Genomic DNA, 26929 nt, shown 5'->3' on the forward strand with positions numbered 1-26929 from the left:
TTCCCCGGTACAGCTCTAAAATTCCCGGCGGAGCACGCCGGGAGAATCTCTTGTCATTTCACATCATTGTATCACAACGAGAGGGGTCCCTTCAACACTAAAAAACAGATTTTTCTCCACACGGTTGCAGCCCTTGGCAGGAGGAGAAACAGGTGGACAAGATCGGAGTTTTTTTGTAGAATATACCTATCCACAGGGCCCAGGCAGCAGTTTTAGTTGGAAAGGGGACGTTTTCGTGGACGGAAGACTGAGAAAATTTTCCGCAGTGCTTCTTTGCGGGCTGCTTGCCGGCTGTGCCGGGGAGGGGGCGGCTCCGTCGTGGGCGGACCTGCCCTCGGACTATGAGTTGACATGCGTATCAACCGCATCCCCCTTGTCCCTGCGTATTTCCACCGATTCCCCGGAGGAACTGGAGGGGCAGGTGGTGTTTCAGGAGGACGGATGCAGCATCACCGTCGGCCAGGTCTCCAGTTCCGGTGAGGGGGAATATACCATCCGATTTCAGGCCGCCGGGGGCAGCGACGATTCCGGCCGCCGTTCCCTGATCTCGGCCGCAGTTCCCGGCCAGGGGGAGTACAGCGGGGTAATCCGGAGCGCCGATCTGTCGGTAGAGCCCGCCGATCTCTATACGGCCTATTACTCGTATCAGACCAGCGAGTTTACAGAGACCGGAAATGAATTTGAGGTCACCGTGCTTCAAATGCAGGATGCCCCGTCCAGCGGGACCCCTCAGGACATCTCCCTGACCATTCCAGAATTATACCGCATTGACGCGGTTCCCGGCGATGTGAAATAACAGGTCCCCCGGCTTTTGCCGGGGGACTGCTGTATAGCTTCGCTAGTTTTCGCGCACCTGCGCCAGGCACAGGTCCAGGTCTCCGCGCATTTTTTCCTGCACCTCATACAGATAGTCGCTGACCGCGTATAGTCCCTCTCCATAGGCGTGGTCCTGGGAAATGGCTGCCGAAACGGCCCTGGCCGCCTGGACGCCCCAGGTGAGCCGCTCCAGGTCCTCATCCAGGTCCAGCAGCTTCGTGCGCAGATCAAACATGATAAAACCTCCTTGTATTTTCCCGGGAGGTGTGGCATAATCAGATTTACCAGACCTTCGGGTTATGGGAAGAGAGAACGCTCATAGTGTCTTGCTGGGACGGTGGGCGTTCTCTTATTTCACCTTTTCGTAGACCTCTCGGATTCCCTGACGGATTACCTCTGCTTTTGTCATGCCAGTCTTTTGGCAACAGATTTCCAGAAGGCGTATATCCTCATCTGACATACGGATGCGGGTTTCGTGGGTCTTGGGGTCCGATGTTGGCCTCCCACGCGGCGGCAATAGACTCACCTCCTTTTGTGTCACCAAAAACATTATAAATTATGGTGACACAAAAGTCAAGATCATATTGTGTAAAAAACATCCCCCGGCGGCTGCCGGGGGATGTTTGATCTGCAAGGTGAAAATTAGTTGGAAGCGGTGTCCAGGTCGGTGTCGTCGCCCCAGAGCATGTTCTTCCGCAGCTCGGCGCCCACGGTCTCCATCTGGTGCTTGGCCAGCTGGGCCCGCTTGGAGTTGAAGAAGGTGCGGCCGTTCTTGTTCTCGGCGATCCACTTGCCGGCGAAGGTGCCGTCCTGGATGTCGGAGAGGACCGCGCGCATATTCTTCTTGGTCTCCTCATAGGGCAGGACACGGGGGCCGGAGACGTACTCGCCGAACTCCGCGGTGTCGGAGATGGAGTAGTTCATGGCAGCCACGCCGCCCTTGTTGATCAGGTCGATGATCAGCTTCATCTCGTGGATACACTCGAAGTAGGCGTTCTCGGGCTCGTAGCCGGCCTCCACCAGGGTCTCGAAGCCGCAGCGCATCAGGTCCACCACGCCGCCGCACAGAACGGCCTGCTCGCCGAACAGGTCGGTCTCGGTCTCGTCGTGGAAAGTGGTCTCCATGATGCCGGCGCGGGCGCCGCCGATGCCGGCGATGTAGGCCAGGGCGATCTTCAGCGCATCACCCGTGGCGTTCTGCTCCACGGCCACCAGGCAGGGCACGCCCTTGCCGTTCACATAGGTGGAGCGGACAGTGTGGCCGGGGCCCTTGGGGGCAGCCATGAACACGTCCACGCCCTTGGGGGGCACGATCTGCTGATAGCGGATGTTGAAGCCGTGGGCAAAGGCCAGGGCGTTGCCATCCTCCAGGTTGGGGGCAATGTCCTTCTTGTACACATCAGCCTGGACCTCGTCGTTGATAAGCATCATCACGATGTCGCCCCACTTGGCGGCCTCAGCGATGGTCATCACCTTCAGGCCGGCCTCCTCGGCATTCTTCCAGTTCTTGGAGCCGGCGCGCAGGCCCACGCACACGTCGCAGCCAGAATCCTTCAGGTTCAGGGCGTGGGCGTGGCCCTGGGAGCCGTAGCCGATGATGGCGATCTTCTTCCCGTTGAGGTAGTTGATATCGCAGTCCTTCGCGTAGTACATCTTTGCCATGATAATACACTCCTTTTTGCTGATGGCATTAAGATTTCAAATTCAAAACCCCAGGAGGCCGATTCTCGGTCCTCTTGGCGGATTGACAGGGTAAACTGGCTCTCCCTTTGCGAGAAAGCCCGGCGTGCAGGGGCGGATATGATCCGCCCGAACAAGATAGCAGAATCCTGCGGGCGGCTGATAGCCGCCCCTACGGGCATTTTGCAGGGGCAACCCTCGCGGCCGCCCGCCTCTGTTACAGCACGTTCTTGCCGTAGTTGTACTCCTCCCGGAGCTTGCTGTCGTCGTAGATGGAGCTGCGGCCCCGCTCGATGGCCAGGGTGCCCGTCTTGGCCATCTCCAGAATGCCGAAGTCGGACAGCAGGTTGATAAGGGCGCCGGTCTTGCTCTTGTCCCCGAAGATGGCCACGGTGAGGGTCTCCCGGCTCACGTCGATGATGTTGGCCCGGAAGATGTTGGCCATCTGGATGATCTCATCCCGGGTGGTGCGGTCCACCGCCATGACCTTGATCATGGCGAACTCCCGCTGGATGGAGGTCTCCTCGTCCAGGATCTTCACCACCTGCACCGGAATCAGCTTCCGGCACTGGGCGGCGATCTGGTTGACCATCAGCTCGTCCCCCAGGATCACGATGGTGATGCGGGTGAGGCCGGGCTGGCTGGTCTCGCCGGAGACGATGGACTCGATGTTGTACCCCTTGCGGGAGAACAGCCGGGCCACCTGGCTGAGCACGCCGGGAATGTCCTGGACCAGCAGGGAGAGGGTGTAGAGCTTCTTTTCCGTGTCAAAGGTCTTTTTCATCGCTTCACGCCCTCCTTACTTCAGCAGAAAATCGGTGATGTGGGCGCCGCCGGCCACCATGGGCCGGACCATCTCGTCCATGTCCACCTGGCAGTCGATGACATAGCCGCAGCCGCAGGACAGGGCCTCCTGAAGGGCCTGCTCCATCTCGGCCCGGTTGGTGACCCGCTTGCCCTTCAGACCGTAGGCCTCAGCCAGCTTCACAAAGTCGGGGCCCCGGTCCAGGGTGGTCTGGGAGTAGTGCTCGTGGTAAATGAGGTGCTGCCACTGGCGCACCATGCCCAGGGTGCCGTTGTTGAACACCACCGTGATAATGGGCAGATGGTAGTGTTCCACCGTGGCCAGCTCGTGGCAGTTCATGCGGAAGCAGCCGTCGCCGGTGGTGTGGACCACCACCTTGTCCGGGTTGCCGATTTTGGCCCCAATGGCCGCCCCCAGGCCGAAGCCCATGGTGCCGAAGCCGCCGCTGGTGAGCAGCTGGCCGGGGTAGTTGAAGTGGAAGTGCTGGATGGACCACATCTGGTGCTGGCCCACGTCGGTGGCCACGATGGCGTCCCGGGGGACCGCCTTCTCAATGGCGTCCAGAATCTGGCCGGGGGTCAGCTTGTCCCCCTCCTCCACCACCTGGGGCTCCCGCAGGGGGAGGATATGTTCCTTCCAAGACTGGTGGTGATACTGGGGCAGGCGCTCGTTGAGCAGCTCCAGCACCCGCTTGGCCGACCCAATGATGTGGTGGTCGGTGAGCACGTTCTTGTCGATCTCCGAGCGGTCGATGTCGATGTGGACGATCTTGGCCTGGCTGGCGAAGGTGTCCGGCTGGAGGGCCACCCGGTCGGAGAACCGGCAGCCCACGGCAATCAGTAAATCACACTCGTTGCAGGCCACGTTGCTGGCCTGGGAGCCGTGCATGCCGATCATGCCGGTGGTGAGGGGGTGGGCCCCCGGGAAGCCGCCGCCGCCCATGACCGTGATGGCCACCGGGGCGTCCAGCTTCTCGGCAAATTCCCGGAACTGCTTGTCCGCCCGGCCCCGGACCACGCCGCCGCCGCAGATGAGCAGGGGGCGCTCCGACTGGGCGATCATCTCCACCAGCTTGTCCACGTCGCCCAGGTCGGGCTCGGGGGCCTTCAGGCCGTGGCTCACCGCCAGCTGACGGATGCTGTTGGTCTCCCGGTTCTGGGTCCAGGGGATGAACTCGTAGTCGATCTCCACGCTGGGGGCGGTGACGTTCTTCAAAAAGTCGATGAGCACTGGGCCGGGCCGGCCGGTGGCCGCCACGGCGAAGGCCTGGCGCATCACGTCGGGGATGGTCTTGGGGTCCCGGACCAGATAGGTGGCCTTGGTGATGGGCATGGCGATGCCGGTGATGTCCACCTCCTGGAAGGCGTCCTTGCCCAGGGTCTCCTCGGTGACGTTGCAGGTGATGAACACCACGGGGGAGGAGTCCATGTAGGCGGTGGCGATGCCGGTGGTCAGGTTGGTGGCCCCGGGGCCGGAGGTGGCGAAGCACACCCCCACCTTGCCGGTGGAGCGGGCATAGCCGTCGGCGGCGTGGGAGGCACCCTGTTCATGGGCGGTCAATACGTGGTGGATTTTATCTTGATAATTATACAGTTCATCATAGAGATTCAGGATGGTTCCGCCGGGATAGCCGAAGACGGTATCCACCTCCTGCTCCAGCAGGCACTCCAGGATGGCTTGGGTCGCTCTTACTTTCAAACTGCTGCCTCCTTTGGTTCAGATAGGAGTGATGAGATAGGAGATAGGAGTTATGGTGTCCGGCTGCGCCGGACTTTTTCAATCGCGCGCCTCTGGCGCGCACCTTCACTCCTATCTTCTATCTCCTATCTCCTAACTCAAAATCAAATCTTCCCTCCGCCCTTCTGCACGGCGATGACGCCGGTGCGGGCCACCTCCAGGATGGAGAAGGGGCGCATCATGGACTGGAAGGTGTCCAGACGCTCCGGGGTGTCGGAGAGCTCCATGGTCATGGAGCTGGGGGAGATGTCGTCCACCTTGGCCCCCATGATCTCACAGATGGTCATAATGTCCTGGCGGGTCTTGTTGTTGGCGTTTACCTTTAAAATCATCAGCTCCCGGCCGATGAGGTTGTTCTCCTCCAGGGTGCGGACCTTGATTACGTCCACCAGCTTGTTGAGCTGCTTCTCCACCTGCTCCACCACGCTGTTGCCGCTGTCCACGATGATGGTGATGCGGGAGATGGTGGGGTCGTCGGTGACCCCCACCGCCAGGGAGTCGATGTTGAAGGCCCGGCGGGAGAACAGCCCGGTGATGCGGTTGAGCACGCCGGCCTGGTTTTCCACCAGAATGGAAATGGTCTGCTTCATAAAATCTCCTCCCCTCCTTTAGTCGTTGGTGCCCACGTCCGGGTGGACCTTGACGATGAGCAGGCAGCAGCCCTTGGTATGCAGGAACTGGTCCAGCACCTCGTCCACCTTGTCCTCGTCGTCCACAGTCAGGCTGGGGATGCCGTAGGCGCCGGCCACGGCGGAAAAGTCCGGGGAGCCGTCCAGCGCCACGCCGAAGGGGCCGTGGTAGGGGGCGGTCTTCTGGATCTGGTGGACCAGGCCCAGGGTGTTGTTCTGGAACAGAACGATCTTCACGTCCAGGTCCGCCGCCTTGATGGCGGCAAGCTCGTTCATGGCCATCTGGAAGGAGCCGTCGCCGCACACCACGATGTTCTGGCGCTCCGGCGCCGCAACCTTGGCCCCGATGCCCGCGGGCAGGGCGTAGCCCATGGTGCCCAGGCCGCCGCTGGTGAGCAGCCGCCCATGCTTCTGGGGCAGGTACTTACAGGTGAAAATCTGGTTCTGGCCCACGTCCACGCTGACCACCGCGTCGTCGTCCAGCTTGGCCCCCAGCTTCCGCAGGAGGGTGCCGGGGAACACGGAGCCCTCCCGCCGGGGGAAGACCCGGTTCAGCTCCGCCCGCCGGTAGTCCTTCAGCTGGTCCAGCCAGGCGGTGGAGTCGGTGACCGGCACGCCCCGGTCCAGAATCTGTCTCAAAATGACCTTCACGTCGCCCACCAGGGGGATGGCGGCCTCCATGTTCTTGCCGATTTCCGCCGGGTCCACGTCGATGTGGATGGTGGCCATGCGCCGCTGGATCTCCTTGGGGTCCACCATGGCCCGGTCGGCGGCCCGGGTGCCCACCATGATGAGCAGGTCCGCCTTGGCCAGCGCCTGGTTGGCGCAGTGGTTGCCGTGGGCTCCGATCATGCCCATGTTCAGGGGGTGGTCGGTGGCCATCAGGGAGATGCCCATCATGGTCTTGACCACCGGGATGGCGCAGCTCTCCGCCAGCTCCAGCAGCTCGTCCCGGGCGTTGGCCAGCCACACGCCGCCGCCGGCGCAGATGAGGGGCTGCTTGGCCCGGGCGATGGCCTCCACCACCCGCTTGATCTGAAGGTCGTTGCCCTTGACGCTGGGCTTATAGCCCCGGATGTTCACCGTCTCCGGGTACTGGAACTTTTTCAAGGTCTGCTCCTGCACGTCGATGGGGATGTCGATGAGCACCGGGCCGGGGCGGCCGGTGGAGGCGATGTGGAAGGCCTCCTTCACCACCCGGGGGATGTCGTTGGCGTCCTTCACCAGATAGCTGTGCTTGGAGAAGGGGGCCACGGCCCCGGTGATGTCCACCTCCTGGAAGATGTCCCGGCCCAGCAGGTTGCTGGGCACCTGGCCGGTGATGGCCACCATGGGAATGGAGTCCATGTAGGCGGTGGCGATGCCGGTGATCAGGTTGGTGGCCCCCGGGCCGCTGGTCACCATGCACACTCCCACTTTTCCGCTCATGCGGGCGTAGCCCGAGGCCATGTGCCCCGCGTTCTGCTCGGTCCGCACCAGGGTATACGCGATCTCCGGGTGCTCCTTCAGGGCGTCCACCGCCGGGCAGATGGTCGCCCCCGCGTATCCAAACATGTGCTCTACATTCTCTCGCTTCAAGCTCTCGATCAAAGCCTGCGCTCCATTCATCACACCGTCACCTCCGCAAATCACAAAACAAACCGGCCTCTTTCTCTGTGCCCCCGTCCGGCGCCGGACCCGGCGGGGAAAAAACAAAAACGGCCTCGTCCCATCTCATTTGATAGGACGAAGCCGTACGTTTACTCCGTGGTACCACCTAACTTCACAGGCAGGGCCTGTGCGCTCATTGCCCCGATAACGGTGGGCCTCCGTCCCCGCCTACTCAGGACTCGAAAACGTCCCGTTCAGTGGGGCGGCTCACGGGCGATCTTCAGACTTGGGTCCTTTCCTGGAGCTTTCACCAGCCGCTCCTTCTCTGTGCGTCCAGACCCGCTTACTTCCCGGTCATTGCCGTGGTATCTGATTGAACCGCCGGACGGTACCGGCAAAATGTAACTTGCAACTATCTTACTCCCAACCTCGGGGAATTGTCAATTCTTTTTTTCAAACCAGATCTTCTGATGTGGTAAAATATTTTTTAACATAGCGCGCAACATTTTGTCCCCCTGCGGGGTGTTTGGGGTGAAAGGAGGAGAGAACATGGACCCAACTCAGGACAGAGACAGCCCGGAGGCGGTCATCCGGCGTTACTCGGACATGGTCTACCGCCTGGCCTTCGCCCGGACGGGGAACCGGAGCGACGCGGAGGACCTGTACCAGGAGGTCTTTCTCCGGTATCTCACCCGCGCCCCCGCATTCACCTCGGAGGAGCACCGAAAGGCCTGGCTGCTGCGGGTGGCGGTGAACTGCGCCAACCGCTTCCACACCGCCCCGTGGCGAAAGCGCACCGAGCCCCTCAGCGAGGCCCTGTCCGTCCCCGCGCCGGAGGGGGAGGACCTGTGGGAGGAGCTGCGGCGGCTGCCGGAGCGGGACCGCACCGTTCTGCACCTCTACTACTACGAGGACATGACCACCGAGGAGATCGCCCAAATGCTCGGCCGGAACCCGGCCACGGTGCGCTCCCAACTGCTGCGGGCGAGGGCGAAACTGAAAAAGCTGCTGGTGGAGGAGGGATGACCCATGCGTAAGGAGTATAAGCAGATGATGGACCAGCTCTCCCCCCGGGAGGAGCTGGTGGAGCAGGTGCTGGCCCAGGCCGGTGTCGGCGCGGAACTGAGACAGAAAAGGAGGAGACCCATGCATAAAAAGAAATTGATTCTGGCCCTGGCCGCCGCCCTGGTGGTGCTCACCGGGTCGGCCATGGCGGTGGGGAGTCAGCTGGGCCTGCTGAATGTGTTTTTCCAGGGGGACACCAGCGGCTTGGAGCCCTACGTCCAAACGGAGGTGGGCAGCGCGGAAAACGAGGATTACCGCTTTACGGTGAACAGCGCCTATTACGACGGCATGACCGTCTATGCCACCGTTACCGTGGAAGGTCTGAATGAACAGGCGGTGGAGGATTTAAAGAGCAACAAGGTCATCGCGGAGTACCATCTGGAGAACTGGGGGCAGGAGATGGTGGACGGACTGATGACCAGTGGGAGCACCGGACCGGATACGTTCCAGGCAAATCAGGGGGAGATCACCGAGAAGGCTGGATATGAATACACCGGGTCAGCTGGAGGCGGCGGCTATGAATTGTCCGCGCCCTCAGATGCCAGCCGCTCCTGGTCGATAAGCCTGGTCTTTCAGCGGTGGCTGGGGCCGATGGACACCCCCATGGAGCTGTGGGTGGGTTTCATGGGACGGGAATGTTCCGTGGAAATTCCACTGGATACCGTAGTGGGTTCCGCCCACTTGGAACCGGACCAGGAGTTTTTGTTCAATCCCCTGAATGGCCAGCGTGCCATTCTGACAGAGGCCACCCTTACCCCCACTCAGCTGTACTATGAGATCCAGACCATAGGAGAAAGAAAACAGGACATGGGCTGGGATGCCGTTGATTACAGGTTTATCTTGAAGATGAAGGATGGCTCTCTCATTACCTCGGAACAGTTGGGGGTATCTGGAGGTACAGGTGCTGATAGAGACAACGATCTTATTACGTTCCGAGTAAATTTTGCGGAGGTAAAATTTACCGATGTAAATGAGGTGGCGTCTATTATCTTTGGGGATACTGAATTCCCACTGGATGGCTCCGAACCCACCCTAGCGGAGGAGGATGAGCGCCTCTACCCCTTCTTTGTCCCTCGCTATGGCGAGGAGGGGCCGTTCTACACCAATATGGAGGCCCTGTGTCAGGGACTGGGGGCGGAGTACATCTGGGATGCGGATACTCAGACAGCCACTGCCACCTACCGGGACGTGACCGTAGAGATGACCGTGGGCAGCAGCCAGGTCCTGGTGAATGGGGAGCCTATGGAGTTGATTGGCGATCTGTGGGACGAGATGAATCAGGAGATCGTGGAGGATGTTCCCCTATTTATTAAGTTAAAGGACGGGGTGCTCATTGCCCCAACGTACCTATTTTCCAATGGGAGTACGACCGGCGGTGTGTGGGACATTGGTATCAGCATGGTCCATTTGGCCGGCGGTATGGAACAGGACCCCGACCATCTGGTGGTCCTGGCCTAGAGCAGAGACGAAACGAGCCCCTGGGCCGCATGAACAGGCTCGGGAGAACGGACAGTGACAGAGCTTCCCCTCTGGTGCGGAAAAAGAAGCTGCATCAGGGGGGGATTTTATATGCCGGGAAGATATCAAAACGTGCAGAGGTTTCAATACGCTTTCGGAAAGCCGCGGAAGGGCGTGCTGGGCCGTCCGGGCCTGGGCGGCTGTCGAAGCGCTCACAAAGCCGCTGTTTGAGAACCTTCCGCCCATGTTTCGGAGGAGAGGCCCGCCTCTCACGCCATTTTCATGCCTGCCGCCTGAACAGCGGAAAAATAAACGGGTCCCGCTTTTAAAATCAAGCGGGACCCGCATAAAACCAAATACGATAAAGAAAGAAAATCGACGATTTTCCAAGAGGCGAAATGAAGTTTCGCATAAAGTTCTTTTGCCTACTTTTCTTTCAAGAAAAGTAGGTCAGCCTTTGAGGGTCTCGGCCCAGGCGGCGTACTTGGCCACCTTCTCGTCGCAGGCGGCCTTGCTTTCGCCGTTGGCCAGGATGTAGACCTTCACCTTGGGCTCGGTGCCGGAGGGGCGGACGATGAGGCTGGTGCCGTCGGCCATCTCGTACCGCAGCACGTTGGAGCCGGAGAGCTCCATGGTGCTCTTGGCGCCGTCGGCCACATTCACCACGCTGCCGTCCTGATAGTCCTTCTGCTGCTTCACCGCCACGCCGGCAATCTCCGTGGGAGGATTCTGGCGCAGGCCCGCCATCAGGTCGGCCATCTTCTTCAGACCGTCCAGGCCGGGCATGACCAGGTTCATGGTCTTCTCCCCGTAATAGCCGTACTTCTCAAACAAAGCCTGGAGGGCGTCGTACAGGGTCATGCCCTGGGAGGCGTACCAGGCGGCCATTTCAGAGAGCTCCACGCTGGCGGACACGGCGTCCTTGTCCCGGACGTAGTCGCCCAGCATATAGCCGTAGGACTCCTCGTAGGAGAAGATGACCTTGTCCTCGCCGGAGTTCTCCAGCTTGTCCTTCTTCTCCGCCAGGAACTTGAAGCCGGTGAAGGTGTCGTAGCACTGCAGGCCGTTCACCTCGGCCACCTTCCGGGCCATCTCGGTGGTGACGATGGTCTTCAGAGCCACCGGCTTCTCGGGCATCTTGCCGGTGCGGCGCTTGGCCCCGATCAGATAGTCCAGCAGGAGCACGCCGGTCTGGTTGCCGGAGATGACCACAAAGTCGTCGTCCTTGGTGCGCACCATGATGCCCACCCGGTCGGCGTCCGGGTCGGAGCCCAGGATAAAGTCGGCGTTGTTCTTTTTGGCCAGGTCCACCGCCAGATAGAACCCCTCGGGGTTCTCCGGGTTGGGGGAGACCACGGTGGGGAAGTTGCCGTCAATGACCATCTGCTCGGGGACGCAGATCACATGCTTCATGCCCAGGCGCTTCAGGGCCTCGGGGATGAGCTTGTAGCCGGTGCCGTGGAAGGGGGTGTACACCATGGTGAAGGTGTCGGCCATCTTCTCCACCACAGCCTTGTCGTTGACCTGCTCCATCACGTTGGCCAGGAACTTCTCGTCGGTCTCCTCCCCCATAAGGGTGATGAGCCCCTTGGAGACGGCCTCGTCGTAGTCCATGGTCTTGACGCAGCCGAACACGTCCAGCTCCTTCATCTTCTTGGCCACCTCGTCGGCGTGCTTGGGGGGCAGCTGGGCGCCGTCCTCCCAGTACACCTTGTAGCCGTTATATTCCTTGGGGTTGTGGCTGGCGGTGACGTTGATGCCGGCGATGCAGTGATACTCCCGCACGGCGAAGGACAGCTCCGGGGTGGGGCGCAGGGACTCAAACAGGCGGGCGGGGATGCCGTTGGCGGCCATGACGCAGGCGGCCTCCCGGGCAAAGACGTCCGAGTTGTTCCGGCAGTCGAAGCACACGGCTACCCCCCGGGCGGCGGCCTCGGCCCCCTCCTCCAGGATGACCTGGGCAAAGGCCTGGGTGGCGTGCCGGACCACATGGACGTTCATCCGGTACAGGCCCACCCCCATGGTGCCCCGCAGGCCGGCGGTGCCGAAGGACAACTGGTCAAAGAAGCGGCTCTCGATCTCCTTCTCGTCCCCCTGGATGGACTCCAGCTCCGCCTTTTCCGCCGCGGAGAGGGCGGGACTGTGCAACCATTTCTCGTAATTCTCCCGATAAGACATACTGAATGACCTCCTGTGTACTGTACATGAAGATTCGCTGGAGCTTTGCTGTTGGGGTAAGTGTACCACAGACGGCCGAAAATTTCCAGCGGATTTCCGTCATTTTTACGAAAAAAGCGGGGCGCGGTGAAGTGAGGAGGCAATAAAGACCGGCTTTCCAAAACGGGAGGAGTGTGCTATACTACTCTTTACGCAGAAAAGGAAGTGGTATCCTGTGGAACAGACCCGTCACAGCGATGAGATCCTGGCCACCGCCCCCATTGGGAAATTGATTTTGAAGCTGGCGGTGCCCTCTGTCGCGGCTCAGATCATCAACATGCTCTATAACATTGTGCACCGCATCTATATCGGCCATATCCCGGAGATCGGGGACGTGGCCCTCACCGGCGTGGGAGTCACCTTCCCCATCATCACCCTGATCTCCGCCTTTGCCGCCTTTGCGGGGCAGGGAGGCGCGCCCCTGGCCGCCATCCAGCTGGGGGCGAAGCGGAGGGTGGAGGCGCAGCGCATTCTGGGCAACTCCCTCACCATGCTGTTGGGCGCAGCGGTGGTCTTGACCGTGGGATTCAGTCTCTTTCAGGAGCCTATTCTGTACGCCTTTGGGGCGTCCGACGCCACCATCGGCTACGCCAAGGAGTATATCGGCATCTATCTGCTGGGCACCGTCTTTGTTCAGCTGGCCCTGGGCCTCAACCCCTTCATCAGCGCCCAGGGGAGGGCCACCACCGCCATGCTCAGCGTGCTCATCGGGGCCATTTTGAACATCGTCCTGGACCCCATCTTCATCTTTGTCCTGGGCATGGGCGTCCGGGGCGCCGCCCTGGCCACCATTCTGTCTCAGGCGGTGAGCGCCGCCTGGGTGGTGAGTTTCCTGTGCAGCCGCCGCAGCAGCCTGCGCCTGCACCGGGTTTTCCTGATTCCCAACAAGCGCATCATCGGCCGCATCGCCGGTCTGGGCGTGGCCCCCTTCATTATGCAGTCCACCGAGAGCCTGGTAACCGTGGTGCTCAACACAGGGATGCAGACCTACGGCGGAGACCTGTATGTGGGCTCCATCACCATCATGCAGTCCATCATGCAGATGATCGTCATGCCCGTCCAGGGGATCACGCAGGGCACCCAGCCCATTATGAGCTACAACTACGGAGCCCAGAACTTCCGGCGGGTGCGCCAGACCTTCAAGCGGCTGCTCACCATCACCTTGTCTGTGACCTGCGCCGCCTTTCTGTTCATTGCCCTGTTCCCCGGCCTGCTGGCCCGGATCTTTACTCCCCAGCCCCAGCTGATCGATCTGGTCTCCCGGGTGATGCCTCTGTTTTTCGGCGGCATCTGGGCTTTTGGGGCGCAGATGGCCTGTCAGACCACCTTTATGGCCCTGGGGCAGGCCCGGACCAGCCTGTTCCTGGCCCTGCTGCGGAAGGTGATCCTGCTGGTGCCCCTGGCGCTGATCCTGCCCCGGGTCACCGGGAGCGTCTTCGGCATCTACGCCGCCGAGCCCATTGCGGACATTCTGGCCAGCGCCACCACCCTGACCCTGTTCCTCACCCGGCGGAAGAAGCTGCTGCCGGTGGAGGAGTAAACGGCAGCCTTCTGGGGCGGCTGAGTCTGCCAGACGGGCGGCACCAGTGAGACCGTGAAGAAAAGCTCCGTCCCGCACAGCGGAACGGAGCTTTTGCGCATCAACAGGCCTCTGTGGAACAAAATTCGCCTGAGTTCGGAGAAAACCTTCTTTACGGCGTTTGCCCAAAGACCGCGTGGAGCATCTGGACGGTCTCCTCCCGGGTGGCAAAGGCCCGGTACCGCTTTGTTCCGTCGGGGCTGCCGGCCACGATGCCGGCCCCCTCCGCCCAGGTTCTGGCCGCCTGGGACCAGCCGCTGGGGGGCAGCTGCTCCCGCTGTCTCAGGGCCTCCTCCAGCATGGCGTTGAACTGTTCCTGTGTCACGGCGTCCTCCTCCTTCTCTTCCAGCCGGTCCCGTATTGCCCGGCGAAAGTCATCCATGTCCACCCCGTGCCTGGGCCACCAGTGGAGCACGTCGGCGTGGTTGCTGGCGATTCCCTGCTGGAAGCCCTCCGCGTGGCAGAGCACTACCCCCGGTTCCAGGGGGTCCAGGGCGTAGTCCCGGCACAGCCTGGCGCACAGGTCCACGGCGTTTTCATAGATTTTCTTAAAATACCCCTGATTTTTTTCCGGGTCGTACCCCACCATGGTCCCGCCCTGATAGGTGTGGCCCGCCGGTTCGCAGCATTCAAAAGAGATGTGGGTGTTATTGGCGCTCCCCAGCGTCCCCCTGCCCGCGTGCCAGCCCCGCCAGTTCCAGGGCAGGGTCTGGACGATCCGGTCCTCCGCCACAAAGGCGTGGACGCAGGCGTCCACCCCTGGGCGATCCCACTGGCGGCAGAACGCCTCCGGGTCGGGCTGCGCCACGCCGGTGGAGTGGACCATAATCCCCTGGGGGACGATGGTCCGGCCAGCCTGATAACAGTCGCTTTTTGTCAAAATCCACCTCTCGATGGGTACCAAAGCAGCGCCTCCTCTCTGCGGCCTGTGCCCTGTTACAGACTATGCGGCGGACCTGGTTCCGGTTCACGGTCTGTTTTTTCCAGGAAAAGCTGGTTTTTCATTGACACCGGGAACTATTTTTCGTATGATAAAAGGTACTGCGTGGGCCTATTTTATGTTGAGAGAGGAAGGATTTCGGGATGGACGAAAACCAGCGCTCCGTTCGGAGCAATCCCATTGCCCTGCTCCCCATCATCGTCTTTTTGGTGCTTTACCTGGGGTGCGGGCTTTTGTTTGAGTATGGACTGAAAATTGAACAGGGGTTCTATCAGACCCCGGCCATCGTGATCTTTTTGATTGCCCTGGCGGTGGCCAGCTTCCAGAACCGGAAGCTGGACTTCAATGCCAAGCTGAAGGTGATGGCCAACGGGGTGGCCGACGAGAACATCCTGACCATGTGCCTGGTGTTCCTGGCCGCCGGCGCCTTCTCCGGGGCCATCTCCGCCGCCGGAGGCGCGGACAGTACCGTGTTCCTGTTCCTGGATTTTCTTCCCAGCCAGTTTGCCGTGGCCGGCCTGTTTCTCATTGCATGCTTCGTGTCCGTGTCCATGGGCACCTCGGTAGGCACTGTGTCCGCCCTGGCCCCCTTTGCCGTGTCTATGAGTGAGGCCACCGGCTTTGACATTGTGCTGTGCATCGCCGCCGTGGTATGCGGGGCCATGTTCGGGGACAACCTGTCCATGATCTCCGACACCACCATCGCCGCCGTGCGCACCCAGGGGTGTGAGATGAAGGACAAGTTCCGCATGAACTTCCTCATCGTCCTCCCCGCCGCCATCATCACCCTGCTGATCTTCGTGGCCCTCACCTGGGGCGGCAGCGGCCAGGTGGAGGTAGGGGAGTACAGCTTCTGGAAGGTGCTGCCCTATCTGGTGGTGCTGGTGGGCGCCCTCATCGGGGTGAACGTGTTCGTCATCCTCATGCTGGGCGCCGCCCTGAGCCTGGTGGTGGGCGTGGCCTCCGGGGCCTTTGCCTGGACCCAGGTGTTTGCCGTCATGGGAGACGGCGTCACCGCCATGTACGATATCACCGTCATCTCCATCATTGTGGCCTGTATCGGGGCCCTGGTGAAGGAGCACGGGGGTATCCAGTGGCTCATAGAGTTCATCCATCGCCGGGTCAAGTCCAAGAAGGGGGCCCAGCTGGGCATCGCCGGCCTGGTGGCCGCCGTGGACGTGGCCACCGCCAACAACACCGTGGCCATTGTCATGTCCGGCTCCATCGCCAAGGAGATCAGCGAGGAGTACCATATCGACCCCCGCCGGTCCGCCTCTCTGCTGGACATCTTCGCCTCGGTGATGCAGGGCATCCTGCCCTACGGGGCCCAGCTGCTGTACGCCTCCGCCGGGACCGGGGTGGCCGCGCTGGCAATCGTGCCCTATATGTTCTACTGCTATCTCATGGCGGTGTGTGCCATCGTGTTCATCCTGTTTTTCTCCGGGCGGGAGAAATAACCGCATCTGTCAAACAGCGCCGGATGGTTCCTGAGAAGGAGCCGTCCGGCGTTTTAGCTTCTTTGGAAAAGACGTGGGGCTGGTGCGCCCCGGAGGAAGCCATGATCCGCCAGGAAGTGTACAATGGCGCCTTCCGTGGAAAGGCATGGCGGGAGGGCTGCGCTTCAGGCGAGACCGTTCGCCCAAAAGAGGCATGAAGTCCCGCCTCCTTCTTTACCTGCAAGACAAAGAAGGAGGCGGAGACCATTCGGCCTCCGCCCCAATTGGGTTTGCTTGTATCCAGAACACTCAGCACATCTTCGCGCCGGCGGGAATTTTATCGTCGATCATCAGCAGGTTCAGGCGCTCCTCGCCCTTCTCGGTGTGGACGGCGGAGATGAGCATGCCGTTGGACTCCAGCCCCATCATCTTCCGGGGGGGCAGGTTGACGATGGCCACCAGGGTCTTGCCCACCAGCTCCTCGGGCTTATAGTACATGGCGATGCCGGAGAGGATCTGCCGGTCGGTGCCGGTGCCGTCGTCCAGGGTGAAGCGCAGCAGCTTGTTGGACTTCTTCACCGGCTGGCAGTCCTTCACCTTGACGGCCCGGAAGTCGCTCTTGCAGAAGGTGTTGAAGTCCACCTGCTCGGTGAGCTGGGGCTCCACCTCCAGGTCGGGGAGGGCGGCCTTCTTGGCCTCCTCAGCGGCCTTGTCCAGCTCCTCCAGGGCCTTGGCGGCGTCGACGCGGGGGAACAGGTTGTCGCCCCGGACCACGGTGACGTCCCCACGGAGGGAGCCGTACTGGGCGGCGCTCTCCCAGGTGGAGCAGGCCTCGCAGGCGCCGATCTGCCGCAGAATTTCCTTCGCGGAGCCGGGCATGAAGGGGGTGAGGAGGACGGCGGAGATGCGCAGCACCTCCAACAGGTTGTACATGACGGTGGCCAGGCGGGTGCCGTTGGCCTCCATGTCCTTGGCCAGCACCCAGGGGGCGTTCTCGTCAATGTACTTGTTGGCCCGGCCGATGACCTTGAAGACCTCCGCCAGGGCGTTCTGGAAGGCGTAGTGCTCCATCTGCTCCTCATAGCGGCCCCGCAGTCCGGAGGCCAGGGAGATCAGCTCCTCGTCCAAAGCGTCCGCCTGACGCGCCTCAGGCAGGGTGCCGCCGAAGTACTTGCCCACCATGGACACGGTGCGGCTGAGCAGGTTGCCCAGGTCGTTGGCCAGGTCCACATTGATGGTGTTGATGAGGGACTCGTTGGAGAAATTGCCGTCGGAGCCGAAGGGGAAGGTGCGCAGCAGGAAGAAGCGCAGGGCGTCCACCCCGAACTTCTCCGCCAGGATATAGGGGTCCACCACATTGCCCTTGGACTTGGACATCTTGCCGCCGTCCAGGAGCAGCCAGCCGTGGCCGAACACCTTCTTGGGCAGGGGCATGTCCATGCTCATGAGCATGGCGGGCCAGATGATGGAGTGGAAGCGGACGATCTCCTTGCCCACGAAGTGCACGTCGGCGGGCCAGTACTTGTCGTAGTCGTCGTACTGGTCGTTGAGGAAGCCCAGGGCGGTGGTGTAGTTGAACAGGGCGTCCACCCACACATAGACCACATGGCCCGGGTCGAAGTCCACCGGCACGCCCCAGGTAAAGGAGGTGCGGGAGACGCACAGGTCCTCCAGACCGGGCTTGATGAAGTTGTTCACCATCTCATTCACCCGGCTGCGGGGCTCCAGGAAGTCGGTGTCCTCCAGCAGGTGCTGGATCTTGTCCGCGTACTTGGACAGACGGAAGAAGTAGGCCTCCTCCTCCGCGTTCTGAACCTCCCGGCCGCAGTCGGGGCACTTGCCGTCCACCAGCTGGGACTCGGTCCAGAAGGACTCGCAGGGCTTGCAGTACTTGCCCACATAACGGCCCTTGTAGATGTCCCCCTTCTCGTACATCTTCTTGAAAATCTTCTGAATGGCGGACACGTGGTAGCCGTCGGTGGTGCGGATGAAGCGGTCGTTGGAAATGTTCATCAGCTTCCACAGGTCCTTGACCCCCCGGGGGCCCTCCACGATGCGGTCCACAAACTCCTTGGGGGTAACGCCGGCCTCCTTGGCCTTGTCCTCGATCTTCTGGCCGTGCTCGTCGGTGCCGGTGAGAAACAGCACGTCGCAGCCGGTGAGCCGCTTGTACCGGGCCATGGCGTCGGTGGCTACGGTACAGTAGGTGTGGCCGATGTGCAGCTTGTCGCTGGGGTAGTAGATGGGGGTGGTGATATAAAACTTTTTATTTTCCATGGGTGATGCTCCTCCCAAATTCAATTCCAAATTATTCTTCCGCAGGGCCGGACTCCGGCTGGGGCATTCGCGGGCCGTCCGGCGTCTGGACCGGCCGGGCCGGTCCAAAGCGGTTCCGGGACAGGGCCATCAGAGCTCCCAGGGTGCACAGCACAAAGGACAGAGTGCTGAGGATCTGGAACAGGCCGGGGCGGTCCGCCAGGGATGCAAGCCCCAGAGAGATGCCCATCACGGCAAAGAAGGTGAAGCGGACGGGGTGAGGGCGGCGGTAGAAGAAGGCCGCCTGCTGATACAGGGCCAGCAGCAGGAACACCGCCGCAAGCAGGGGAATGAATACCCGGATCAGAATGGGGTCCCGGGAGTCCTCCTGATAGAGAGCCATCAGCCAGGGCAGGGCCGCGTAAGCGGGCAGGGCGGCGGGAGCCCGGACCTGGAGCCCGGTGACGCCGCGGTAGTTGTTCCGCCCGGAGACCAGAGCTCCGATGGAGCCCGCCAGGCAGAACAGCACCGACAGCCCGAAGGCCACGGGGAGCATGTTGTGCTGGGGGTCGATCTGCCAGGCCTGGTACTGGTACATCAGCTCAGGCACGCCGGCTGCGGCGGAGAGCAGGAAACACATGCCGCCGGCGGTCATCACCGTCATGTAGCCGGTGCCGGGGCAGAGAAAGGACTCCTCCGGCTTCTCCGCCGCCGCGCCGCCCCGGCCCAGCAGCAGGGCCAGCGCACCCATCAGCACCGTCCAGACCACCAGGGCCAGAGAGGCGGGGGCGCCGTGGGCAAAGAGCTCGGTGGCCGGATCATAGGCGGAGGCATACTGCCACAGCCGCAGCAGGAATCCCACCGCCCCGCCGGCCAGAGCCAGGACGGGCAGGAAAATGTCTTTTCGCATGGTTCAGAAACCTCCTCGGGGAAAACGGGGCCGCGTGCGGCCCAACAGGCGTTTATCATAATGGGTGCGGAACAAAGCCGAAAGCCGAAGCGTTCAAGGCGTCCGGCTTTGTTTAAGTGAAAAGTCGCGCAGCCGTGCCGCGCGGATCAACCGCAAAGCGGTTGATTCAGCAGACATTATCATAGCCTATTTTCCCCAAAAACGCAAGAATAAAAGGAGAAAGATCCCAGCGGCCGCCGGGATCTTCCTCTGCCGCGCAAGTTCTGCCCAGATTATCTCAGCCGGGGGGCGTTGACGCCGGACTGTCCGCCGCCGGTGGGGTCCCGGAACTGGAACCACAGGGCCAGGATCAGCAGAATGATGCCCACCAGAGAGAGAATGTTTGCCAGAGCCTGTCCCATGATGTCCATGTTGACCAGGAGATTGACCGCCGCCACCAGGACCAGGGACAGGAGCAGGAGGTTTCGGGAGGTGCGGTTCATGCGCTTGCGGCGGCCGTCGGAGGCGAACTCCGACTCCATGGCCGGGGCGCTGGCCGCGTTTCTTTTCTGCTGGGGATGGCGCTTTTTATGTTTCTTCTGACTCATGGAATGTCTGCTCCTTATCTAAAATCAATCTCAATTTCTTTCAGGAATCCAAGGCTTCCTGGATGACGGCTCCGCCCACCACCAGATCGCCGTCGTAAAAGACCACCGACTGTCCCGGGGTGATGGCCCGCTGGGGCTGCTCAAAGGTGACCCGGGCGGTGTCCGGGCCGGTCTGCTCCAGCACGGCGGGCTGGGGGGCCATGCGGTAGCGCACCTTGGCCCATACCTTCAAGGGGGCGTCCAGCCGGTCCACGGGGATCAGGTTCAGCTCCCGGGCGGTGAGGGTTTTGTGAAAGAGGGAGACGTTGTCCCCCAGCACCACGGCGTTGTCCTCCGGCCGGACCTGCTGCACATACAGCCGCCCCTGGCTGGAGGACACCCCCAGCCCCCGGCGCTGGCCCACCGTGTAGTGGATGATCCCCTGGTGGGTCCCCAGCACGTTCCCACTCGTATCCAGGAAGGGGCCGGAGGGGTACTCCCGGCCGGTGTGGTGCTGGAGAAAGGCGGCGTAGTCCCCGTCGGGGACGAAACAGATGTCCTGGCTGTCCCGCTTCCGGGCGCTGACCAGCCCCTGCTCCTGGGCGATGCTCCGGATCTCCTCCTTGGAAAGCCGCCCCAGGGGGAGGCGCACCCGGGCGAGCTGCGCCTGGGTGAGGGACCAGAGGACATAGCTCTGGTCCTTCTCCGGGTGGAGGGCCTTTTTCAGCAGGAAACGGCCGGAGCTCTCGTCCCGCTCCGCCTGGGCGTAGTGGCCGGTGGCCAGAAGGGGATAGCCAAGCTTGTCCGCCTCCTCCAGAAGGGCGCCGAATTTGATGGTCCGGTTGCACACCACACAGGGGTTGGGGGTGCGGCCCGCCTCATACTCCGCCGCGAAGGGGTCCATAACGCATTGGGCAAAGCGGGCCGACAGGTCCAGGGTGTAGTGGGGGATGCCCAACTGGGCGGCCACCGCCCGGGCGTCCTCCGCATCCTGAAGGGCGTGGCAGGCTTCTCCCCGGCCCGGGGGCAGGTCCTCCGGCTGAAACAGGCGCAGGGTGACGCCGGCGGTTTCCCAGCCCTCCTGCCGGAGCAGCCAGGCGGCCACGGAGCTGTCTACTCCGCCGCTCATGGCTACGGCAATGGTGTTGTGCAAAGGGGGTCCTCCTTTCCGGCAAGGCCGAACGCGATTAACTGAAAGTATACCACACTTTACGATCCGGCGCAACCGCCGGAGCCCCTTGGCTTTTCCCGCCCTCTGCGGCGGAGGGCGGCCGGGAGGTGGATATACATTTAGTATTGAATGAAAACTTGCACCGAAAAAAACACAAGATATAGTGGACAAGGGGGGCGGCATGTGCTATAATCAGGACCCGTGAACTGCGGCCGGCCCCGCCGGCTTGATCATAAGACCGAGAGAAGGAGAGAGCGACCAATGAAAGTGATCAAACGGGACGGCTCTGTTGTGGATTATGACCGCAGCAAGATTGCCACTGCCATTGGAAAGGCCAACGCCGAGGTCCCCGAGGAGGACCGCCTGTCCCAGGAGGGCATCGACGCCATCATCGACCGCATCGAGGGATTGAAGCGCCCCCGCATGCTGGTGGAGGACATCCAGGACCTGGTGGAGCAGGGCCTGGTGGCGGAAAACAAGTTCCACTTGGCCAAGACCTACATCATCTACCGCTATAACCGGGCCCTGGTGCGCAAGGCCAACACCACCGACGAGTCCATCCTCTCCCTGCTGCGCAACGAGAACAAGGAGCTGGCGGAGGAGAACTCCAACAAGAACACCATGATCGCCGCCACCCAGCGGGACTACATCGCCGGCGAGGTGAGCCGGGACCTGACCCGCCGCATCCTCCTGCCCGAGTACATCTCCAAGGCCCACGACGAGGGGGCCATCCACTTCCACGACGCGGACTACTTCATCCAGCCCATCTTCAACTGCTGCCTCATCAACATCGGGGACATGCTGGACAACGGAACCGTCATGAACGGCAAGCTCATCGAGTCCCCCAAGAGCTTCCAGGTGGCCTGCACCGTCATGACCCAGATCATCGCCTGTGTGGCCTCCAACCAGTACGGCGGCCAGAGCGTGGACCTGCGTCACCTGGGTAAGTACCTGCGCCGCAGCCGGGAGAAGTTCCGCAAGCACATGTCCTATGAGTGCGCCGGCCAGGTGGACGAGGCCACCCTGGAGCGGCTGGTCAATGACCGGCTGAAGGATGAGTTGAAGAGCGGCGTGCAGACCATCCAGTACCAGATCAACACCCTGATGACCACCAACGGCCAGTCCCCCTTCGTGACCCTGTTCCTGAACCTCCAGGAGGACGACCCCTATCTGGAGGAGAACGCCATGATCGTGGAGGAGGTGCTCCGCCAGCGTCTGGAGGGTATCAAGAACGAGAAGGGCGTGTACATCACCCCCGCCTTCCCCAAGCTGGTGTATGTGCTGGACGAGCACAACTGCCTGAAGGGCGGCAAGTACGACTACATCACCGAGCTGGCCGTCAAGTGCTCCGCCAAGCGGATGTACCCCGACTACATCTCGGCGAAAAAGATGCGGGAGAACTATGAGGGCAACGTGTTCTCCCCCATGGGCTGCCGCTCCTTCCTGGCCCCCTGGAAGGACGAGAACGGGAACTACAAGTTCGAGGGCCGCTTCAACCAGGGCGTGGTCTCTCTGAACCTGCCCCAGATCGGCATTCTGGCCCGGGGGAACGAGGACAAGTTCTGGAAGCTGCTGGACGAGCGCCTCCAGCTGTGCTTCGAGGCCCTCATGTGCCGCCACAACGCCCTGAAGAACGTGCGCTCCGATTCCAGCCCCATCCACTGGCAGTACGGGGCCATCGCCCGCCTGCCCAAGGGGGCCCCCATCGAGCCCCTGCTGTACGGCGGATACTCCTCCATCTCTCTGGGTTACATCGGCCTGTATGAGGTGACCAAGCTCATGCGGGGCTGCTCCCACACCGAGCCCGGCGGCCGGGAGTTCGCCATGCAGGTGATGAACCGGCTCCGCGCCGCCTGCGACGGGTGGAAGAAGGAGACCAACATTGGCTTTGCCCTGTACGGCACCCCGGCGGAGAGCCTGTGCTACCGCTTTGCCCGCATCGACAAGGAGCGCTTCGGCACCATCCCCGACGTCACCGACAAGGGCTACTACACCAACAGCTATCACGTGGACGTGCGTGAGCACATCGACGCCTTCGACAAGTTCACCTTTGAGAGCCAGTTCCAGAAGATCTCCACCGGCGGCTGCATCTCCTATGTGGAGATCCCCAACATGCGCCACAATCTGGAGGCTCTCAAAGAGGTGGTCCGGTTCATCTACGACAACATCCAGTACGCCGAGTTCAACACCAAGAGCGACTACTGCCAGTGCTGCGGCTACGACGGGGAGATCATGATCAACGACGACTTCCAGTGGGAGTGCCCGGTGTGCCACAACAAGGACCAGAACAAGATGAACGTCACCCGCCGCACCTGCGGATACCTGGGTGAAAACTACTGGAACGTGGGCAAGACCAAGGAGATCAAGTCCCGGGTCCTGCACCTTTAATTTGAGATAGGAATTAGGAGATAGAAGATAGGAGATAGTTGCGTCTCTCCCGATATCTTCTATCTCCTATCTCATATCTCCTATCTTTTTTGGCGGTGATTTTGATGAATTATGCGGATATTCGTCCCATCGACGTGGCCAACGGGCCGGGCATCCGGGTCTCGGTCTTTGTGTCCGGCTGCACCCACGCCTGTCCGGAGTGCTTCAACCCGGAGGCCTGGGATTTTGAATATGGGAACCCCTTCACCCAGGAGTCGGTGGACACGGTGCTGGAGGCACTGGGGAAATCCTACGTCAAGGGACTGTCCCTTCTGGGGGGCGAGCCCTGCCACCCCCGGAACCAGGGGACGGTGCTGGACCTGGTGCGCCGGGTGCGGGAGCGCTTTCCGGAGAAGGACATCTGGTGCTACACCGGGTATCTGTTCGAGGACCTGGCCGCCGGGAAGGTGGGGGAGCACGGCCGGGCGCTGCTGGAGCAGCTGGACGTGCTGGTGGACGGGCCCTTCGTCATCGCCCTGAAAAACCTGGGCCTGCGGTTTCGGGGCTCCTCCAACCAACGAATCATAGAGGTACGGCCCTCCCTGGAGCGGGGGGAGCCGGTGCTGTGGGACGAGACCTCAGTGGAATAAGAAAAAATAGAGACGGCCGTTGGCCGTCTCTATTTTTCAGCTTGTCGAAAAACCTCTGTTTAGACGAATCCGCCCGAGTATTGGCGGGGGAGCTCGAGGGGGCGGCAGCCCGCCTCGAGTGGGATCAAATGCCCTGAACACCTTGCAGAGCAAGGCGTTCAGCGAGCGCAGCGAGGACTTTTCCGCCGCGCGGCGGCGGGAAAGTAACGGCATTTTTTCAGGCTGTCGGAAAAGTCCTTGGACTTTTTCGACAGCCTGAAAATAGAGACGGCCGTTGGCCGTCTCTATTTTTGCGTTTTGGCCCAGGCGCGCAGGCAGCCCAGGGCCTGGGGGGACAGGAGGAGCAGGGCGGTCAGATTGGGCAGGGCCATGAGGGCGTTGCACAGGTCCACCAGCTGCCACAGGGGGGAGACGTCGGAGACGGCCCCCAGCACGATGCACCCCAGAAAGACCGCCCGGTAGAGGGGCAGAAACCGGTCCCCGCCGGTGAGGTAGCGCAGCCCCTGCTGTCCGTAGCAGCTCCACCCCAGAATGGAGGAGAAGGCAAAGAGAATGAGGCTCAGGGCCACCACCCACTCCCCGGCGGGGCCCAGTACCGAAGCGAAGGCCCGGGCGGTGAGGGGGACCCCCAGGCTGGAGCCGGGGACCTGGCCGCTCTGGAGTTGAAAGAGAGCCTCCTCCGGCACGTACACTCCGCTGACCAGGATGACCAGAGCGGTGACGGAGCACACCAGGAGGGTGGAGACGAACACCTCGAAGATGCCCCACATCCCCTGACGGGCGGGGTGGTCTGCCCGGGCGGCCCCGTGGGCCATGGCGGAGGTGCCCAGCCCCGCCTCGTTGGTGAACACCCCCCGGGCCACCCCGTGGCGCAGGGCGGCGGACAGGGCGTAGCCGCTCCCGCCCCCCAGGGCGGCCTCCGGGTTCAGGGCACAGGAGAAGATGAGGGCGAAGGCCCGGGGCAGCTCCTCCGCCCGGACGAGCAGTACCAGGGCGCCGCTCCCCAGGTACAGCAGGGCCATGGCGGGCACCAGCCGCTCCGACACCCGGGCAACCCGGCCCATGCCCCCCACCATGACCAGCCCGGCCAGCAGTGCTGTCCCCATCCCCACCAGCAGCCGGTCCCAGCCGAAGGCGGACTGGAGGGCGGAGGCGATGGACCCCGCCTGGACCAGATTTCCCCCCGCCAGGGTGGCGGGGAGGCAGGCCAGGGCGAACCAGACGGCCAGTCCGGGGGCGCGGAGGCCGTCCCGCAGGTAGAACATGGGGCCGCCCTGCCGCCCTCCCCTGGGGGCGGCGGTCTGATACTGCACGGACAGCAGTTTTTCCACACACCCTGTGGACATTCCCAGCAGGGCGGACGCCCACATCCAGAACACCGCCCCCGGCCCTCCCAGGTAGATGGCCATGGCCACCCCGGCGATGCTGCCCGTGCCGATGGTGGAGGCCAGGGCGGTGGCCAGGGCCTGGAGGGAGGAGATGCCGCCGCCGTTGGAGGCGCGGCTGGTGTGGAGCAGGCTCCCCGCCGTCACCCGCCACCACAGCCGGAGGCGCCGCAGGGGGAAGAAGCCGCTCCCCACCGTCAGCACCAGTCCTGTAAACAGAAACAGCCCCAGCAGCCAAGGGTTCCAAAGATCATCCGCCAGCCGGCCCAGGAGAGACACGGAACACCACCTCCCAAACAAGAGCGCCGGGGACCGCCCGCAGGCGGTCCCCGGCTGTTTCAGCTTATGAGGGGCGGGGGAGAGGTAGTCCTGATTTCAGCTCTCCATCCGGTCGGTAATATTATAAATCAGGAACAGAACCGCGATCAGGACCACGGCGATGCCGGCGTGGAGGGAGAAGAGGACCTGTTTGAGCAGGTAGCTCAGCAGGAACACGGTGGCTATCCCCACAAAGACGGCGATGATTTGGAGCCGGGTGGGGTTCCGGTCCTCAAAGGAGGTCCGGCAGATATACTCCACCAGTCCATAGGCGAAGGCAATGATGAGCACGCCCCCCAGCAGCTGCCCCAGACGCACCGGCAGCCAAAGGGTAAAGGGGCCCTGGAACACGGCCTCCAACAGGCCAAAGACCAGCCAGATGGCCGCAAGCACGGCGGCGGAGAGGCTGACGACGCTCAGACCGTAGACCGTCTGCTGTCCGGCACTGCGCCGGGGCAGCTCCGCCAGGATCTCGTCGCAGAAGGTCTGGTAGTCCTCCCCGATGACCTGCGCCGCGGTCTGGCCCCGGGCCTCCCCCTCCTGGAGCATGTCCAGAATGTCCCGGTGGACCAGCTCCTGCTGGTAAGTTGAGGCGGAGGAGCCCCGCAGATAGGCGACGATATCCACCAGAATTTTTTGGTTTTCCGGGGTGAGCTGTTCGCCCCGGCGGTTGTTCTCCTCCAGCAGCTGTTTGGTGGTCTTATTCATGGTCAGCATCTCCTTTCAGGGCGGAGAGCAGATTGCCCACCGCGTGAGACAGCTCGGCATAGTTTTGAATGAATTGTTGGAGCTCCGCCTCCCCCACCGGGGTGAGGGAGTAGTATTTCCGCTTGGGCCCCAGCTCCGAGGGGCGGAAGGCGGCGGACACCAGGCCGTTTTTCTCCAGCCGCAGCAGCAGGGGGTAGATGGTGCCCTCTGGAATGGTCCCGAAGCCGTAGGCGGCCAGCTGGCTGGAGATCTCATAGCCGTAGGTCTCCTTTTGGGAGAGAATGCCCAGAATGCACCCCTCCAGGGTCCCCTTGAGCATTTGGGATGGGATCATGGGCCGGCCTCCTATCTATCTTGCATTACAAAGTACCTTGTGGCTATATTGTAAAACAAGATAGCTGCGCTGTCAAGGACAAAATCAAATTCCGCCAAATTTTTTGCGCACTGGGGAGAGAAGGGCGCAAAAAGCGGACCCGAGTGATTCGGGTCCGCTTTTCAGCTTGTCGAAAACCTCTGTTCAGATGAATCCGCCCGAGTGTTGGCGGGGGAGCTCGAGGGGGCGGCAGCCCGCCTCGAGTGGGATCGAATGCCCTGAATGCCTTGCAGAGCAAGGCGTTCAGCGAGCGCAGCGAGGACTTTTCCGCCG

Annotated in this window: 22 protein-coding genes and 1 other annotated feature; of the genes, 7 read left to right on the top strand and 15 right to left on the bottom strand. The window is 62.0% G+C overall.

Annotated elements, in window-relative coordinates; all coding sequences use genetic code 11:
* Positions 1 to 235 precede the first annotated feature (235 nt).
* Complete coding sequence (locus tag B5F19_RS09445) at positions 236 to 796, top strand: hypothetical protein (RefSeq protein ID WP_140394204.1); 561 nt, start codon at positions 236 to 238, stop codon at positions 794 to 796.
* 42 nt (positions 797 to 838) lie between these two features.
* Here the strand turns inward: B5F19_RS09445 and B5F19_RS09450 are convergent, their stop codons facing one another.
* From B5F19_RS09450 to ilvB (B5F19_RS09475), 6 genes are all read right to left on the bottom strand, one after another.
* Positions 839 to 1051, bottom strand: a complete 213-nt coding sequence (locus tag B5F19_RS09450; protein WP_087289890.1) for a hypothetical protein — start codon at positions 1049 to 1051, stop codon at positions 839 to 841.
* 407 nt (positions 1052 to 1458) lie between these two features.
* Positions 1459 to 2478: a ketol-acid reductoisomerase gene (gene ilvC, locus B5F19_RS09455; RefSeq protein ID WP_087289892.1), complete on the bottom strand. Its 1020-nt coding sequence runs from the start codon at positions 2476 to 2478 to the stop codon at positions 1459 to 1461.
* 235 nt (positions 2479 to 2713) lie between these two features.
* Positions 2714 to 3280: an acetolactate synthase small subunit gene (gene ilvN, locus B5F19_RS09460; RefSeq protein ID WP_087289894.1), complete on the bottom strand. Its 567-nt coding sequence runs from the start codon at positions 3278 to 3280 to the stop codon at positions 2714 to 2716.
* Between the two features lie 15 nt (positions 3281 to 3295).
* Positions 3296 to 4999 carry a biosynthetic-type acetolactate synthase large subunit gene (gene ilvB, locus B5F19_RS09465; RefSeq protein ID WP_087289896.1) on the bottom strand — a complete coding sequence of 568 codons (1704 nt, stop codon included), beginning with the start codon at positions 4997 to 4999 and terminating at the stop codon, positions 3296 to 3298.
* 143 nt (positions 5000 to 5142) lie between these two features.
* On the bottom strand, positions 5143 to 5628 hold the full coding sequence (gene ilvN, locus B5F19_RS09470) for an acetolactate synthase small subunit (protein WP_087289898.1): 486 nt from the start codon (positions 5626 to 5628) through the stop codon (positions 5143 to 5145).
* Positions 5629 to 5646: 18 nt separating this feature from the next.
* Positions 5647 to 7275 carry a biosynthetic-type acetolactate synthase large subunit gene (gene ilvB, locus B5F19_RS09475; protein ID WP_087289900.1) on the bottom strand — a complete coding sequence of 543 codons (1629 nt, stop codon included), beginning with the start codon at positions 7273 to 7275 and terminating at the stop codon, positions 5647 to 5649.
* Between the two features lie 110 nt (positions 7276 to 7385).
* Positions 7386 to 7624, bottom strand: a binding site (T-box leader).
* Positions 7625 to 7806: 182 nt separating this feature from the next.
* Between ilvB (B5F19_RS09475) and B5F19_RS09480 the strand changes: the two genes are divergently transcribed.
* Entirely contained in the window at positions 7807 to 8283 is a 477-nt protein-coding gene (locus tag B5F19_RS09480; RefSeq protein ID WP_087289902.1) for a sigma-70 family RNA polymerase sigma factor, read from the top strand.
* A 3-nt stretch (positions 8284 to 8286) separates the two neighbouring features.
* Positions 8287 to 9780: a stalk domain-containing protein gene (locus B5F19_RS09485; RefSeq protein ID WP_087289904.1), complete on the top strand. Its 1494-nt coding sequence runs from the start codon at positions 8287 to 8289 to the stop codon at positions 9778 to 9780.
* A 450-nt stretch (positions 9781 to 10230) separates the two neighbouring features.
* On the opposite strand, the gene B5F19_RS09490 is transcribed toward B5F19_RS09485, so the two are convergent.
* A complete protein-coding gene (locus B5F19_RS09490) occupies positions 10231 to 11958 on the bottom strand; it encodes a phospho-sugar mutase (protein WP_087289906.1) in 1728 nt (575 codons plus the stop codon).
* 214 nt (positions 11959 to 12172) lie between these two features.
* Between B5F19_RS09490 and B5F19_RS09495 the strand changes: the two genes are divergently transcribed.
* Positions 12173 to 13537: an MATE family efflux transporter gene (locus B5F19_RS09495; RefSeq protein ID WP_087289908.1), complete on the top strand. Its 1365-nt coding sequence runs from the start codon at positions 12173 to 12175 to the stop codon at positions 13535 to 13537.
* A 151-nt stretch (positions 13538 to 13688) separates the two neighbouring features.
* Here B5F19_RS09495 and B5F19_RS09500 read toward each other — a convergent pair whose 3' ends face one another.
* Entirely contained in the window at positions 13689 to 14480 is a 792-nt protein-coding gene (locus B5F19_RS09500) for a peptidoglycan recognition family protein (RefSeq protein ID WP_242972770.1), read from the bottom strand.
* Between the two features lie 179 nt (positions 14481 to 14659).
* On the opposite strand from B5F19_RS09500, the gene B5F19_RS09505 reads away from it, so the two are divergent.
* Positions 14660 to 15973 carry a Na+/H+ antiporter NhaC family protein gene (locus B5F19_RS09505; protein WP_087289909.1) on the top strand — a complete coding sequence of 438 codons (1314 nt, stop codon included), beginning with the start codon at positions 14660 to 14662 and terminating at the stop codon, positions 15971 to 15973.
* 288 nt (positions 15974 to 16261) lie between these two features.
* On the opposite strand, the gene metG is transcribed toward B5F19_RS09505, so the two are convergent.
* The 4 genes from metG to mnmA form a co-directional block, all read right to left on the bottom strand.
* Positions 16262 to 18229, bottom strand: coding sequence for a methionine--tRNA ligase (gene metG / locus B5F19_RS09510; protein WP_087289911.1), 1968 nt, complete (start codon positions 18227 to 18229; stop codon positions 16262 to 16264).
* A gap of 31 nt (positions 18230 to 18260) precedes the next feature.
* Positions 18261 to 19118 (bottom strand): hypothetical protein, encoded by an 858-nt coding sequence (locus B5F19_RS09515; protein WP_087289913.1) that lies wholly within the window; start codon positions 19116 to 19118, stop codon positions 18261 to 18263.
* Positions 19119 to 19390: 272 nt separating this feature from the next.
* Complete coding sequence (locus B5F19_RS09520; protein WP_087289915.1) at positions 19391 to 19705, bottom strand: hypothetical protein; 315 nt, start codon at positions 19703 to 19705, stop codon at positions 19391 to 19393.
* Positions 19706 to 19745: 40 nt separating this feature from the next.
* Complete coding sequence (gene mnmA, locus B5F19_RS09525) at positions 19746 to 20837, bottom strand: tRNA 2-thiouridine(34) synthase MnmA (protein ID WP_242972771.1); 1092 nt, start codon at positions 20835 to 20837, stop codon at positions 19746 to 19748.
* A 279-nt stretch (positions 20838 to 21116) separates the two neighbouring features.
* Between mnmA and nrdD the strand changes: the two genes are divergently transcribed.
* Both nrdD and nrdG read left to right on the top strand, forming a co-directional pair.
* On the top strand, positions 21117 to 23243 hold the full coding sequence (gene nrdD / locus B5F19_RS09530; protein ID WP_087289917.1) for an anaerobic ribonucleoside-triphosphate reductase: 2127 nt from the start codon (positions 21117 to 21119) through the stop codon (positions 23241 to 23243).
* 104 nt (positions 23244 to 23347) lie between these two features.
* Entirely contained in the window at positions 23348 to 23872 is a 525-nt protein-coding gene (nrdG, locus tag B5F19_RS09535) for an anaerobic ribonucleoside-triphosphate reductase activating protein (RefSeq protein ID WP_087289919.1), read from the top strand.
* 284 nt (positions 23873 to 24156) lie between these two features.
* On the opposite strand, the gene B5F19_RS09540 is transcribed toward nrdG, so the two are convergent.
* The 3 genes from B5F19_RS09540 to B5F19_RS09550 form a co-directional block, all read right to left on the bottom strand.
* Positions 24157 to 25536, bottom strand: a complete 1380-nt coding sequence (locus B5F19_RS09540; RefSeq protein WP_087289921.1) for an alanine/glycine:cation symporter family protein — start codon at positions 25534 to 25536, stop codon at positions 24157 to 24159.
* A 96-nt stretch (positions 25537 to 25632) separates the two neighbouring features.
* Entirely contained in the window at positions 25633 to 26283 is a 651-nt protein-coding gene (locus tag B5F19_RS09545) for a DUF1048 domain-containing protein (RefSeq protein WP_162612556.1), read from the bottom strand.
* A complete protein-coding gene (locus B5F19_RS09550) occupies positions 26276 to 26617 on the bottom strand; it encodes a PadR family transcriptional regulator (protein ID WP_087289925.1) in 342 nt (113 codons plus the stop codon). The genes B5F19_RS09545 and B5F19_RS09550 overlap by 8 nt, the downstream gene beginning before the upstream one ends.
* Between the last annotated feature and the right edge of the window lie 312 nt (positions 26618 to 26929).

The organism is Pseudoflavonifractor sp. An184 (assembly GCF_002160305.1).
GTDB classification, from domain to species: Bacteria; Bacillota; Clostridia; order Oscillospirales; family Oscillospiraceae; genus Lawsonibacter; species Lawsonibacter pullicola.

Bases quoted from the DNA above. Each gene is read 5' to 3' on its own strand.
- nrdG (WP_087289919.1), top strand. From the start codon at position 23,348: ATGAATTATGCGGATATTCGTCCCATCGACGTGGCCAACGGGCCGGGC.
- nrdD (WP_087289917.1), top strand. From the start codon at position 21,117: ATGAAAGTGATCAAACGGGACGGCTCTGTTGTGGATTATGACCGCAGC.
- B5F19_RS09550 (WP_087289925.1), bottom strand. From the start codon at position 26,617: ATGATCCCATCCCAAATGCTCAAGGGGACCCTGGAGGGGTGCATTCTG.
- B5F19_RS09505 (WP_087289909.1), top strand. From the start codon at position 14,660: ATGGACGAAAACCAGCGCTCCGTTCGGAGCAATCCCATTGCCCTGCTC.
- B5F19_RS09480 (WP_087289902.1), top strand. From the start codon at position 7,807: ATGGACCCAACTCAGGACAGAGACAGCCCGGAGGCGGTCATCCGGCGT.
- B5F19_RS09450 (WP_087289890.1), bottom strand. From the start codon at position 1,051: ATGTTTGATCTGCGCACGAAGCTGCTGGACCTGGATGAGGACCTGGAG.
- B5F19_RS09490 (WP_087289906.1), bottom strand. From the start codon at position 11,958: ATGTCTTATCGGGAGAATTACGAGAAATGGTTGCACAGTCCCGCCCTC.
- metG (WP_087289911.1), bottom strand. From the start codon at position 18,229: ATGGAAAATAAAAAGTTTTATATCACCACCCCCATCTACTACCCCAGC.
- ilvN (WP_087289894.1), bottom strand. From the start codon at position 3,280: ATGAAAAAGACCTTTGACACGGAAAAGAAGCTCTACACCCTCTCCCTG.
- B5F19_RS09520 (WP_087289915.1), bottom strand. From the start codon at position 19,705: ATGAGTCAGAAGAAACATAAAAAGCGCCATCCCCAGCAGAAAAGAAAC.
- B5F19_RS09515 (WP_087289913.1), bottom strand. From the start codon at position 19,118: ATGCGAAAAGACATTTTCCTGCCCGTCCTGGCTCTGGCCGGCGGGGCG.
- B5F19_RS09485 (WP_087289904.1), top strand. From the start codon at position 8,287: ATGCGTAAGGAGTATAAGCAGATGATGGACCAGCTCTCCCCCCGGGAG.
- B5F19_RS09545 (WP_162612556.1), bottom strand. From the start codon at position 26,283: ATGAATAAGACCACCAAACAGCTGCTGGAGGAGAACAACCGCCGGGGC.
- ilvB (WP_087289900.1), bottom strand. From the start codon at position 7,275: ATGAATGGAGCGCAGGCTTTGATCGAGAGCTTGAAGCGAGAGAATGTA.
- ilvC (WP_087289892.1), bottom strand. From the start codon at position 2,478: ATGGCAAAGATGTACTACGCGAAGGACTGCGATATCAACTACCTCAAC.
- ilvN (WP_087289898.1), bottom strand. From the start codon at position 5,628: ATGAAGCAGACCATTTCCATTCTGGTGGAAAACCAGGCCGGCGTGCTC.